Annotated in this window: 12 protein-coding genes; 4 read left to right on the top strand and 8 right to left on the bottom strand. The window is 76.2% G+C overall.

Annotated elements, in window-relative coordinates; translation table 11 throughout:
- Positions 1–14: 14 nt before the first annotated feature.
- The 4 genes from ACFC2L_RS07660 to ACFC2L_RS07645 all read right to left on the bottom strand — a co-directional run bounded on the left by ACFC2L_RS07660 (position 15) and on the right by ACFC2L_RS07645 (position 3231).
- Positions 15–377 carry an ACT domain-containing protein gene (locus ACFC2L_RS07660; protein ID WP_375823668.1) on the bottom strand — a complete coding sequence of 121 codons (363 nt, stop codon included), beginning with the start codon at positions 375–377 and terminating at the stop codon, positions 15–17.
- Between the two features lie 87 nt (positions 378–464).
- Positions 465–1556: an NAD(P)/FAD-dependent oxidoreductase gene (locus tag ACFC2L_RS07655; protein WP_375823667.1), complete on the bottom strand. Its 1092-nt coding sequence runs from the start codon at positions 1554–1556 to the stop codon at positions 465–467.
- Entirely contained in the window at positions 1553–2098 is a 546-nt protein-coding gene (locus ACFC2L_RS07650; RefSeq protein ID WP_375823666.1) for an isoprenylcysteine carboxyl methyltransferase family protein, read from the bottom strand. Before ACFC2L_RS07650 ends, ACFC2L_RS07655 begins: the two co-directional genes overlap by 4 nt.
- On the bottom strand, positions 2095–3231 hold the full coding sequence (locus tag ACFC2L_RS07645) for a type III polyketide synthase (RefSeq protein ID WP_375823665.1): 1137 nt from the start codon (positions 3229–3231) through the stop codon (positions 2095–2097). Before ACFC2L_RS07645 ends, ACFC2L_RS07650 begins: the two co-directional genes overlap by 4 nt.
- Before the next feature lie 103 nt (positions 3232–3334).
- Between ACFC2L_RS07645 and ACFC2L_RS07640 the strand changes: the two genes are divergently transcribed.
- Complete coding sequence (locus tag ACFC2L_RS07640) at positions 3335–4189, top strand: UbiA family prenyltransferase (protein ID WP_375823664.1); 855 nt, start codon at positions 3335–3337, stop codon at positions 4187–4189.
- A 40-nt stretch (positions 4190–4229) separates the two neighbouring features.
- Here ACFC2L_RS07640 and ACFC2L_RS07635 read toward each other — a convergent pair whose 3' ends face one another.
- The 3 genes from ACFC2L_RS07635 to ACFC2L_RS07625 are packed head-to-tail and all read right to left on the bottom strand — an operon-like array spanning position 4230 to position 7156.
- On the bottom strand, positions 4230–5090 hold the full coding sequence (locus ACFC2L_RS07635; protein WP_253049496.1) for a family 1 encapsulin nanocompartment shell protein: 861 nt from the start codon (positions 5088–5090) through the stop codon (positions 4230–4232).
- Complete coding sequence (locus ACFC2L_RS07630; protein ID WP_375823663.1) at positions 5087–6199, bottom strand: Dyp-type peroxidase; 1113 nt, start codon at positions 6197–6199, stop codon at positions 5087–5089. The genes ACFC2L_RS07635 and ACFC2L_RS07630 overlap by 4 nt, the downstream gene beginning before the upstream one ends.
- A gap of 48 nt (positions 6200–6247) precedes the next feature.
- Positions 6248–7156, bottom strand: coding sequence for a LysR family transcriptional regulator (locus ACFC2L_RS07625; RefSeq protein ID WP_375823662.1), 909 nt, complete (start codon positions 7154–7156; stop codon positions 6248–6250).
- Positions 7157–7250: 94 nt separating this feature from the next.
- On the opposite strand from ACFC2L_RS07625, the gene ACFC2L_RS07620 reads away from it, so the two are divergent.
- Entirely contained in the window at positions 7251–8231 is a 981-nt protein-coding gene (locus ACFC2L_RS07620) for a threonine/serine dehydratase (RefSeq protein WP_375823661.1), read from the top strand.
- A 65-nt stretch (positions 8232–8296) separates the two neighbouring features.
- Positions 8297–8917, top strand: coding sequence for an L-threonylcarbamoyladenylate synthase (locus ACFC2L_RS07615; RefSeq protein ID WP_204541662.1), 621 nt, complete (start codon positions 8297–8299; stop codon positions 8915–8917).
- Positions 8918–8955: 38 nt separating this feature from the next.
- On the opposite strand, the gene ACFC2L_RS07610 is transcribed toward ACFC2L_RS07615, so the two are convergent.
- A complete protein-coding gene (locus tag ACFC2L_RS07610; RefSeq protein WP_375823660.1) occupies positions 8956–10497 on the bottom strand; it encodes a lipase maturation factor family protein in 1542 nt (513 codons plus the stop codon).
- Positions 10498–10591: 94 nt separating this feature from the next.
- Here ACFC2L_RS07610 and ACFC2L_RS07605 point away from each other — a divergent pair, with 94 nt between their 5' ends.
- Positions 10592–12013 (top strand): UTP--glucose-1-phosphate uridylyltransferase, encoded by a 1422-nt coding sequence (locus ACFC2L_RS07605; RefSeq protein WP_375823659.1) that lies wholly within the window; start codon positions 10592–10594, stop codon positions 12011–12013.
- Positions 12014–12483: the final 470 nt, after the last annotated feature.

Below are 12483 nucleotides of genomic sequence, written 5' to 3'. Positions count from 1 at the left end.
GGCCCGTGCGCGCCTCAGCGGGGGCCGGCGACGGCGTGCCCGGCGTCGCGCAGGGCGCGCGTGGCCCGGTCGAGCTGGTCCTCGGGCACGAGCACGAGGTCCGCGTGGAACGTCGAGGCGACGAAGACGGCGATGCCCGCGTCGGCGAGCGGCCCGACGACGGAGGCGAGCACCCCGGTCGTCGCCAGGTCGTGCGCCGAGCCGTAGAACCCCGCCCACCGCTCGGCGTCGTCGAAGGGCGACGCGTGCCGCACGACCGTCAGGCCCTCGGGGGCGCGCACGAGCGCGACCCACTCGTCGTCCTCGGGGAACGTGGCGCCGGGGACGTGGGCGAGGAGGAAGCGGTCGGGGACGACGTGCATGTCGAGCGAGGTCATGGGCGGCACGGTAGCCGCCCGCACCCACACGACGTCGGCTCACCGCGGGTGCCCGGGCGCGACACGGTCCGGGGGCGAGAGCAGCGGTCAGCGGGCGAGGCGCTCGACGACCGCCCCGTACAGCCACGGGGCGGCGCTCGCGGCGGGCACGATCGCGCCGCGGGCGGGGCTGCCAGCCCAGGCGAGCAGCCCTGCGGTCAGGACGCGGTAGTCGCGCGTCGCGCGGACCCACGCCCGCTCGTAGGCCGCGGCGTCCTCCAGGTGGCGCACGACGGCGTCGGCCTGGGCGAGCCCGACGCGCACGCCCTCGCCCGTGAGCGCGTCGACGTACCCGGACGCGTCGCCGACGAGGCGCACCCGCCCGGCCGTGCGCCGTCGGGCCTGCTGGCGCAGCGGCCCGGCACCGCGCACGCGCCCCAGCACCGGTGCGCCGCGCAGGTGCTGCGCGAGCCCGGGAAAGGCGTCCAGCCCGGCGGCGGCGCCGCTGTCCGGGCCGGAGCCCGTCTCCCGGCTCGCGCGGGCGCGGTGGGTGAGCACGGCGACGCCGACGACGTCGGGCCCCACCGGGGTCACGTACGCCTCGGCGTGCGGGGCCCAGTGCACCTCGACGAGGTCGCTCCAGGGGGCGACGGAGTAGTGGGTGCGCAGTCCGAACCGGGCGCGCCCGCGCGGGGGGGCGTCGAGCCCGGTGAGGCGCCGGACGGTGGAGTGGAGCCCGTCGCAGCCGAGCACCCAGCCGGCGCGCACGACCGAGCGCGCCCCGCCGTCGTCGCGTGCGGCGTCGAGCGTGACCTCCACCCCGCGCTCGTCCTGGCGCAGCGCGCGCAGGGTCGCGTGCTCGATCGCGACGCCCTCCGCGAGCGCGCGCTCGCGCAGGGCCGCGTGCAGGGCCGTGCGGCGCACCCCACGGCCCGGCCCGGCCGCGAACGGGTGGTCGGCGTGGCGGGTCGCGTCGCGGTAGCTGATGCCGGCGAGCGGGTGCCCGGGCGGGTCGACGCCGAGCGCCAGCACCGCGGCGAGCGCGCCGGGCAGCAGGCCCTCGCCGCACGCCTTGTCGATGACGCCCGCGCGACGGTCGACCACGACGACGTCGTGCCCGGCGCGGCGGGCGTGCAGCGCGGCGGCGAGCCCGACGGGCCCGCCGCCGACGACGAGCACGTCGGTGCGCGCGGGCGTCACGGCGACGCCGGGCGGGGCCCGCCCGCGGTGGCGAGGACGAGCGCGCGCTCCTCGGCCGGGATGCGGAACCGGGCCAGCAGCACGGCGTTGAGGACGGTGAACGCGAGCGCCGTGACCCAGCACGAGTGCACGAGCGGCAGGGCGACGCCCTCGACGACGACCGCGACGTAGTTGGGGTGGCGCAGCCACCGGTACGGACCGCGTGCCACGAGGGGAAGGCCGGGCACGACGATGACGCGCGTGTTCCACCGCGGCCCGAGCGTCGCGATGCACCACCAGCGCAGCCCCTGGCTCGCGAGCACGAGGGCGAGCATGGGCCAGCCCAGCCAGGGCAGGAAGGGGCGGTCCGCGAGCCACGCCTCGGCGACGCACGCGAGCAGCAGCCCGGTGTGCAGGGCGACCATGGCGGGGAAGTGCCCCCGGCCCGACTCGACGCCGCCGCGGGCGAAGGACCAGCGCGCGTTGTGCGCCGACACGACCAGCTCCGCGAGGCGTTCGACCGCCGTGGCGCCGACGAGCGCGACGTACCAGGTGAGGCTCATCCGCCCGCCCCCGCGCGGGGCGCCCCGCGACCGTCGAGGCGCAGGAGCACGAGCTCGGTGCTCACGCCGGGCCCGAACGCCATGAGCACGGCGGGCGTGCCGGGCTCGACGGCGGGGCGCGCGAGGGTCGCGGCGAGGACGTGCAGCACGGACGCGGACGACAGGTTCCCGACGTCGCGCAGGGACGCGCGGCTGAGCGCGAGGTCCTCCTCGGCGAGGCCGAGCGCGTCGCGCACCGCGTCCAGGACGCGCGGGCCGCCCGCGTGCACGACCCACGCGCCGACGTCGGCCGGCTCGAGGTCGTGCTCGGCGAGGAGCGCCTTCACGTCGCCGAGCAGGTGCGCGCCGATGAGCTCCGGCAGCCGCGCGGACAGCACGATCTCGAACCCCGTGTCGCCCACGCGCCACCCGAGGTCGCCCGTCGTGCCCGGGTGCAGGTGGGAGCGGGAGTCGACGACGCGCGCCCCGCGCGCCCGGCCGCCGTCGTGCGCGGCCCGTCCGTACGGGCCGGGGCGTCGCGCGAGCGGGTGCTCGTCGCCCACGAGGGCCGCCGCCGCCGCGCCGTCGCCGAAGAGGCCGGACGCGACGAGGTTCGCCGTCGACGGGTCGCCGCGCTGCAGCGTCAGCGAGCACAGCTCGACCGCCACGAGGAGCGCGACGTCGCGCGGGCGTCCCCGCAGCAGGTCGTCCGCGCGCGCCAGGCCCGCCGCGCCCCCGGCGCACCCCCACCCGAACGACGGCGTGCGCCGCACGTCGGTGCGCAGGCCCAGCCGGGCGGCGACCAGCACGTCGAGAGTGGGCGCGCCGACGCCCGTGACGGTCGTCAGGACGACGTGGTCCACCTCGTCCGCGCGCAGCCCCGCGTCGTCGAGGGCGGCCCGGCAGGCGCGCTCCGCGAGGTCCGTGCCGAGCGCGAGGAACGTGTCGTTGGCCGACCCGAACGACAGCCCGCCGTAGTCCTCGACCGGCAGCGCGAGATGACGGGTCTCCACGCCCGCGTGGGCGTGCAGGCGGCGCGTGACCGCACGCCGTACCGGGTCGTCCGTGAGCAGCTCGCTCGTGACCCGGGAGATCTCGTCCTGGCGGTACGCATGGTCGGGCAGCGAGGTCCCGACGGCGACGACGCGCGACATGCCCGCATCGTCCCACCGGCCCGCCCCGCCCGCGCGGGGGCGAGCACGAGCAGGCCCGTCGCGGGCCCAGGCGCGCGAGCGTCCGGGGCGCTACGTTGCGGCCATGGCGTCGAGGCGGTCGCGGGGGCTCGTGCGGGGGCTGGTCGTGGCGAGCCACTTCCCGCCGACCGTGATGGTCACCGCGTTCGCGCTCGCGCTCTCGGCCGGGATCGGTGCGGGCGCCCGCACGACGACGCTCGTCGCGCTCGCGGTCCTCGCCGGGCAGCTCTCGGTCGGGTGGAGCAACGACTGGCTCGACGCGCGGCGCGACCTCGCGGTCGGGCGTGCCGACAAGCCCGTCGTGACCGGTCTCGTCACGCCCGCGGCCCTGCGCACGGCGGCGCTCGCGGCACTCGGCGCGTGCGTGGTGCTGTCGTTCGCGACGGGCGTGGTGCCGGGGCTGGTGCACGTCGTCGCGGTCGCGAGCGCGTGGTCGTACAACGCGCTGCTCAAGGCGACGTGGTGGTCATGGGCGCCGTACGCGCTCTCCTTCGGCCTGCTCGCGGTGTTCGTCGTGCTCGCCGCGCCCGGGGACGCTCGGCCGGCGCCCTGGGCGGTGGCGGCTGCGGCGCTGCTGGGCGTGGGCGCGCACGTCGCGAACACGCTGCCCGACCTCGAGGACGACGCCGCGACCGGGGTCCGCGGCCTGCCGCACCGGCTCGGGCGGCGCGCGAGCGGCGTGCTCGCGCCCGTGCTGCTGGGCGGCGCCTCGGTGCTCGTCGTGCTCGCACCGCCCGGCGCGCCCGACGCCGCTCGTGCGGGGCTGGGCGGGGCCGCCGTCGGGCTCGCGGTCGCTGCCGGGGTCGTGGGCGTGCTGCGGCCTCGCAGCCGGGCCCCGTTCGCGCTGTCGATGGCGGTCGCGGGCGTGTGCGTCGTGCTGCTCGTGCTCGCGGCGCCCGCCGTCGTCCTCCCGGGCTGAGCGGGCGACGGAGAGTCGGCCGGCGCGAGCGGGATGCGGGTCAGCGCGTGAGGTGGACGGACGCCTCGGCGGTGTAGGTCTGGAACGTGAGCGAGGCGAACAGGTAGAGGCGCACCTCGTCGGCCGTGTGGTCGAGGTAGCCGATCGACACGTCCTGCCCGATCGTCAGCTCGTGGTCCCCGCCGCGCGTGGTGAGCAGGTAGCCGCCGCGCAGCGCGGGCGCCCACACGATGTCGCGCTGCACCATGCGCTCGAGCTGCTCGCGGATCGGGTACCCGTGGTCGCGCGTCTCGGACACCGCCGTGTACAGGTCGGCGTCGAGCACGAGGGCGTACGGGCCCTCCACGCCCGCGAGCCGCAGCTCGGTCTGTGCGGCGGCGACGGCGTCGGGCAGGTCGCGCGGGTCGGCGGGGACCGCGATCGGCGGGTTGTCCGACCCGGGGCCGATGCCGCGGATCCCGGCGGCCGCGTACCCCTCGAACACGGCGCGGTCCTCGGCGCGCGCGAGCGCGGTGGCCGCGTCCTTGACGGGCTGCCAGTCGGAGTCCTTGGATCCCCGCGCGACGTCGTCGACCGCCTGCCGGGACACCGTGAACGGCACCTGGAGCTCGACGAGCGGCACGACGTCGCGCAGGCGCGCCCGGATGCCGTCGTGCGGGGCCTCGACGTCGGTGACGTGGCCCGTGCGCGCGGAGGCGGTGCCGAAGCCGAGGGGGCCCGTCACGTCGACCACGCGCCGCCCGGCGACGTTGCGCACGAACGTGCGGCGCGCCTCGTCGGCGATCTCCTCCCACGCCGCGTCCGTGACGGGCGCGAGCCAGCGGTGCAGGTTCGAGTCCCCGGGCGCGCCGGCGCCGCTCGTGGGGACGACCGAGCCCAGGTCCGGTTCCGAGGTGCTCACGACGGTTCTCCCTTCAGCGACCCGATCGCGAGCGAACCGACGGGCGCGGTGGTGGCGGGTGCGGCGGGTTCCGCGGTCGCGGGACCCGGGTCGGCGGGCGTGTCCTGGCCGAGGGCGTCCGGGGCGTCGTCGGCCAGCGACTCGAGCAGGTCGAGCGAGGGGACGAAGAACGACGTCCCGGTCAGCGCGGTGGACACGTCGAGGATGTGGTCGTACCGGCCCGGCGGGTTCCCCACGAACATGTTGTCCAGCATGCGCTCCACGACGCCCACGTCCGCGGCGTACGCGATGTAGTACGTGCCGAACTCGCCCGTCGACGGGTCGCCGAACGCCATGTTGTCGCGCAGGACGTCGCGCTCGGTGCCGTCGTCGTCGACGATCGTGTTGAGCGAGACGTGCGAGTCCGGAGGCTGCACGTCGTCCGCGAGCTCGACGTCGTCGAGCTTGGTCCGCCCGATGATGCGCTCCTGCGCCTCGACGGGCAGCGCACCCCAGGCCGCGAGATCGTGCACGTACTTCTGCACGACGACGTGGCTGCCGCCCGCGAACGGGCCGTCCGGGATGATCGCGGCTCCGGCGGCCGACCGTCCCGTCGGGTTCTCGGTGCCGTCGACGAAGCCGAGCAGGTCGCGCGAGTCGAAGTAGCGGAAGCCCGTCACGTGGTCGTCGACGCGCACCGTGTCGCCGAGCGCGGCCATGACCTGCCGGGTCAGCTCGAACGTGAGGTCGGCGCGGTCGGCCCGGACGTGGAACAGCACGTCGCCCGGGGTGGACGGCGCGTCGTGCACGGCGCCCTGCACCGCGCGGAACGGGTGCAGGCCGTCGGGCCGCGGCGCCCCGGGCGGGCGCACGGCGTCCCAGAACGCCGCGCCCAGCCCCACGACGCACGTGAGCCCCGCGGCCGACTGGCGGAACCCGACCGCGCGCACCAGGTCGTTCACCGACGACGCGACGTCCAGCAGGCGCGCACGCGACCCGGGCGACCCCGTGGCGCTGACGACGAGGAACACCGCGGACTCGGTGAGGCCGCCCAGGACGGGCTGCGGCTCGGGCACGTCGGCCGGCACGTCGATGCTCGCGCCGGTTCCCTGGGTCGTGTTCTGCGGCACGAGGCGAGCGTGCCACGCGCACCCGGGGAGCGCACCCGCACCGCGACCTCACCCCGCGGCGCGCACCAGACCGTCGACGACGGCCGCCGCACCGGGGGAGGGCCGGTCCCCGTACGTGACCGCGAGCACTCGGCGCGCCGCCCCGGGCAGGGCGTGCGTCCGCACCCGCGGGTCACGGTGGGCGCGCAGCGCCAGGGCGGGCAGGAGCGAGACCCCGACCCCGGCCGCCACGAGGGACTGCACCGCGACGTAGTCGTCCGTCTCGAACGCCACCCGCGGCGTGAAGCCCGCGCGCTCGCACCGGCCCACCAGGTCGGCGCGGCACCGCTCGCAGCCCGCGATCCACGCCGCGTCCGCGAGCGACGCGAGGTCGGCGAGCACAGCGTCCGCCTCCGGCGTGCTGCTGCCCCCGCCGGCGGGCCTCGCGTCGTCCGCCGCCCGCACGAGGAACAGCTCCTCGGCGAGCACCGGCACCGCGCGCAGACCCTCCACGTCGACCGGGGAACGGTCGTGCTCGAACACCAGCGCCACGTCCACCGAGCCACGCCGCAACGCGTCCAGCGCCTCCGGCGGCTCCGCCTCCACCAGCCCCACACCCAGACCCGGACGGTCCCGCGCGAGCCGCGCCACGACGTCGGGCACCAACGTCGCCAGCGCCGACGGGAACGCCGCCAGGCGCACCCGGCCCGCCGAGAGCGACACCAGCGCGTCCAGCTCCTCCCGCGCCGCACCCACGCGCCCCAGGATCTCCTCCGCGCGCGTCGCCAGGAGCCGCCCCGCCGCCGTCAGACGCACCCCGCGCCCGTGCCGCTCCAGCAGCGGCACGCCCACCTCCGCCTCCAGGCGCGCCAGATGGTGGCTCACCGACGGCTGCGCATAGTGCAGCGACCGCGCCGCCGCCGTCACCGACCCCTCGCGCGCCACCGCCGCCAGCACGCGCAGCCGCGTCAGGTCCATGCCGACTCCACCATCCACGAAGCATAGATCGCGTCGATCGAAACACTCAGAACAGGCATTAGACCTATGGGACGGCACGCGGCACCGTGGACGCATGGCCCCCGCAGACCTCGCCCCGCCCACCATGCGCGACGTCCTCGACGCCCGCCGCCTCCTCGCCGCGCACCTCGACCCCACGCCCGCGCGCACCTACGCCGCGCTCGACCATGCCACCGGCGCGAACCTCGTCGTCAAGCACGAGAACCTCCAGCCCACCGGCGCGTTCAAGGTCCGCGGCGCCCTCAACCTCCTCCTGCGCCTCGCGCCCGACGAGCGCGCCCGCGGCGTCACCGCCTTCTCCACCGGCAACCACGCCCAGGCCGTCGCCTACGCCGCCCGCACCACCGCCACCCCCTGCACCATCGTCATGCCCACGAGCCCCAACCCCACCAAGGCCGACGCCGTCCGCGACCTCGGCGCCCGCCTCGTCCTCGCCGGCACCACGTTCGACGACGCCCGCGAGCACGCCACGGCGCTCGCGGCCGACGACGGGTCCCGGCTCGTCAGCGCCGCCAACGAGCCGCTGCTCGTCGCCGGCGTCGCGACCGCCTACCTCGAGCTGCTCGAACGCGCCCCCGACCTCGACGTGCTCGTCGTACCCGTCGGCGGGGGCAGCGGCGCCGCGGCCGCATGCCTCGTCGCCCACGCGCTCGCACCCGACCTCGACGTGGTCGCCGTCCAGTCGTCCGCCTCGCCCGCCGCGCACGACTCCTGGCGCGCCGGGGACCTCCTCGCGCGGCCCAACACCTCCCGGGCCGAGGGACTGGCGACCGGCACGGGGTTCGCCCTCACCCAGGCGATGCTGCGCGACCACCTCGCCGACTTCGTCCTCGTCGACGACGACGCGATCGAGCGCGCCGCGGCGCTCTACCTCACCGCCGCGCACACGGTCGCCGAGGGCGCGGGCGCCACGGCGCTCGCGGCCGTGCTCGCGGACCCGGAGCGGTTCGCCGGCCGTCGGGTCGGCGTCGTGTGCTCGGGCGGCAACGCGAGCCCGGTGGAGCTGCGGCGCGTGGCGGCGCACCTGCCCGCGTAGCCGGGGTCGGCGGCACGCCGGGCGCGAGCGCCGGTCACCCGCAAGGCCGGGCCTAGGCTCGGGACATGGCCCGCTACCTCGACGTGCACCCCGACAACCCGCAGCCGCGCGCGATCGCGCAGGTCGTCGCCCTCCTCGAGGACGGCGGGCTCGTCGCCTACCCGACCGACTCCGGCTACGCGCTCGGGTGCCGCATGGACGACCGGGAGGGCGCGGACCGCATCCGCCGGATCCGCCACCTCGACGACCGGCACCACTTCACGCTCGTGTGCGCGGACTTCGCGCAGCTCGGCCACTTCGTCATGGTCGACAACTCCGCGTTCCGCTCCATCAAGGCCGCCACGCCCGGCCCGTACACCTTCATCCTGCGCGCGACGTCCGAGGTCCCGCGGCGCCTCGCGCACCCCAAGAAGAAGACCGTCGGCGTGCGCATCCCCGACGACGCCGTCGCGCAGGCCATCGTCGCCGCGCTCGGCGAGCCCATCCTGTCGAGCTCGCTCATCCTCCCCGGCTCCGCCGAGGCGCTCACCGACGGGTGGGCGATCAAGGAAGAGCTCGACCACGTCGTCGACGCCGTCGTGGACGGCGGCGAGCGGGGGAGCGAGCCGACGACGGTCGTGGACTTCTCCGACGGCGCCCCCGAGGTCGTCCGCGCGGGCGCGGGCGACCCGTCGCGCTTCGAGTAGGACCGCGGGCGGGCCTGCGCGGGAGGCCACGCGCCGGGTCAGGCGACCGGGCCGACGAGGCGGCGCAGGCGCGCGAGGTCGATCGGGTCGACGAGCGTGCCGCGCTCCTCGCGCACCCACCAGTCGCCCGACCGCCGCCGCTCGTCGCGCGTCGTGTACCGGTAGCGGAACACGCGGGCCCGGACCCACCGGGGCGCGGGTCCCTCCGGGTCGTGCGCGAACGGGTCCGCCGCGAGCAGGCGCAGGGTAGGGCGGTCCGCTTCCAGGAGCCGGAGCAGCAGCACCTCGAACCACCGGGTGCCCGGCGACCCGAGCGCGAGGAACCACATCTGCCAGTCGAGGCGCAGGTGGTACGGCGCGACCTGCGGCGGACGCCGGCTCACGTCGCCGGGCTTGCCGCGGAACGCGTACTCGACCCAGTCGTCCGGGCCGGGAGAGCGCGCCGTCGTGCCTTCCACCACGACCTCGTCCCGCCGCCGCGACACCGACCCGAACGCCCCGTACGCGTTGACGAGCCGGAACGGCTCGAAGCTCGCGTTCATGAGCTGGCGGCGCGCGACGAGGTTGCGCGCCGGGCGCACGCTCAGCACGAGCAGCAGCGCCGACACCCCGAGCACCACCCCGACCAGGGCGACCGGGCCGCCCAGGCCGGTCCCGCCGTCGGGCACCGGCACCTCGCCCCGCCCGAGCGCGGGCACGAGCCACGACCCCACCGTCGCCCACGCGCCGTCGCTCACCACCCCCAGCCCCAGCACGACCGTGAGCCAGTTCAGCCACGCGAAGTTGCCCGTCACCAGCAGCCACGCCTGCGTGAGCACCACCACGCCGCCCGCCACGCTCGCGACTGGCTGCGGCGCGAACAGCGCGAAGGGCACCACGAGCTGCGTCACGTGGTTGCCCGCCACCTCCACCCGGTGCCACCACCGCGGCAGGTGGTGCGCGTGCCACGAGAACGGTCCCGGCAGGGGCTGCGTCTCGTGGTGGTAGTACAGCGCCGTCAGGTCGCGCCACGCCCGGTCGCCACGGACCTTGATGAGCCCCGCGCCCAGCTCGACCCGGAACAGGCACCACCGGGCCGCCAGCAGCACCAGCACCGGGGGAGCGACGCCCCCGCCCGACGACCCCAGCCAGCCCACGAGGAACGTCACCTCGCACAGCAGCGACTCCCAACCGAACCCGTAGAACCGCTGCCCGACGTTCACCACCGACAGGTACGCCGCCCACAGCAGCAGGAACGCGAGCGTCGTCACCCACCACGGGCCACGCTGCGGCACCCCCACCACGAGCAGCGCCGCGAGCACGACGGCGCACCACGCCAAGCCCACCACGAACCGGTCCGAGCACCACCGCCGCAGCATGCTCGGCCCGTCCCGCCACGACGTGCGGTCCACGAACGCCGCCACGGGCAGGAGCCCGCGCTCGCCCAGCAGCGGCCGCCACTGCCGCACCACGACCACGAACGCCACCACGAGCACGGCCGCCGTGCCGCGCTGCAGCACCTCGCGTGCCACGTCGTAGTCCGGTGCCCAGAACCACGACCCCAGCCACGTCGCCACGCGGCCGGGCCACCCGTCCGCCATCCCCCCACGGTAGGCGTGTGACCCGTGTCTCACCCGGGCGCGGCGGGCTCTCGCCGCCCTGCCTCGGGACGGTACCGGCCCCTACGATCGGGGCATGAGCAGCCAGGGCCTCACCCAGTCCACCGACCGCATGCGCGACGCCGGAGTCGCCCCCGCCGCCATCGACGTCTTCACCCGCTTCTACCGGCTCCTCGAGTCCGGCGCGACCGGCATGATCCCCGAGTCCGACGTCGAGCCCCTCACCGACGTCACCCGCCGCGACGCGCTCGACGTCCCCGACGACGCCGCCCGCGACGCCCTCCAGCGCACCGCGATCATCAAGCTCAACGGCGGCCTCGGCACCTCCATGGGCATGGACCGCGCCAAGTCCCTCCTCACCGTGCGCGACGCCGACCCGCAGCGCCCCGACAGCGGCCCCCTCACCTTCCTCGACGTCATCGTCGCCCAGGTCCGCGCCGCCCGGCACGCCACCGGAGCGCCCCTGCCGCTGCTCCTCATGAACTCGTTCCGCACCCAGGACGACACCCTCGCCGCGCTCGCCCCCCACGATGACCTCCCCGTCGCAGGCCTCCCGCTCGACTTCCTCCAGAACCGCGAGCCCAAGCTCCGCGCCGACGACCTCACCCCCGTCGACTGGCCCGCCGACCCCGAGCTCGAGTGGTGCCCGCCCGGCCACGGCGACCTCTACACCGCCCTGTTCGCCTCCGGCGCGCTGCGCGCCCTCCTCGACGCCGGCTACCGGTACGCCAGCGTCTCCAACTCCGACAACCTCGGCGCCGCGCCCGACGCCGCCATGGCCGGCTGGTTCGCCGCCAGCGGCGCCCCCTTCGCCGCCGAGGTCGCGCGCCGCACCCCCGCCGACCGCAAGGGCGGCCACCTCGCCGTCCGCCGCAGCGACGGGCGCCTCGTCCTGCGCGAGACCGCTCAGACGCCGCAGGACGACCAGGACGCCGCCGCCGACATCAGCACGCACCGGTACTTCAACACCAACAACCTCTGGTTCGACCTCGAGGCGCTCGCGGCCGAGCTCGACCGCACCGGCGGCGTGCTCGAGCTCCCGCTCATCAAGAACACCAAGACCGTCGACCCGACCGACCCGACCTCGCCCGAGGTCGTGCAGATCGAGTCCGCCATGGGCGCCGCCGTCGAGGTGTTCGACGGCGCCGTCGCCATCGAGGTCGGGCGCGACCGGTTCCTGCCCGTCAAGACGACGAACGACCTCCTGGTCCTGCGCTCCGACGTCTACGACCTCGACGACCGGTACCGGTTCGTCGCCCGGACCGACGCTCCGCTCGTCGACCTCGACCCGGCGCACTACAAGACCATCGCCGCGTTCGACGCCCGGTTCGACGACGGCACCCCGTCCCTGCGCGCGGCACGCTCCCTCACGGTCCGCGGCGACTGGACCTTCGGCTCGGGCGTCACCGTCACCGGCGACGCCGAGCTCGCCGACCCGGGCGGCTCCTCGCGCGTCCCCGACGGCGCCGTCGTCGGCCCGGACGGAGTCAGCGACTGACCGAGGGAGCACCCCGGATGGCCGAGGTAGAGCCCTGGTACCGCGAGGTAGAGGCCCGGTAGCGCGAGGTAGAGCCCTGGTAGCACGAGGTAGAGGCGTGGTTCTGGTGCTCGACGGCGCATGGTTCGCCTGGGGTGGTCGGCCATGGTGGCGGCTCGCCCGCGCCGTGCCATGGGTCACCGTGTAGCGCATGGCCCTGGCCTCGCGTCCGGCAGTTGGTTCCGGCGCAACCGGTACGCCTGAGGTGCGAGCGTCGCGCGCTCGTCCGACCGGAACCGCCGCCTGGTCGACCCTCCTGGTCACAGAACCGGCCGAGCGCAGTCGTCGCACCAGCCGCCGCAGGCGCCCGACCACCTCGGGAGACGAACGGCGACGGCGGACGATCGACCGCCATCGGGCATGACCAAGGCTCTACCTCGCGCTACCGGGTCTCTACCTCGCGCTACCGAGCCTCTACCTCGCGCTACCGG

Source organism: Cellulosimicrobium sp. NPDC055967, from assembly GCF_042269845.1.
Taxonomy (GTDB): domain Bacteria; phylum Actinomycetota; class Actinomycetes; order Actinomycetales; family Cellulomonadaceae; genus Cellulosimicrobium.
Note: the sequence above shows the minus strand (reverse complement) of the source record. Positions and strands in the feature narration are given on the sequence as shown.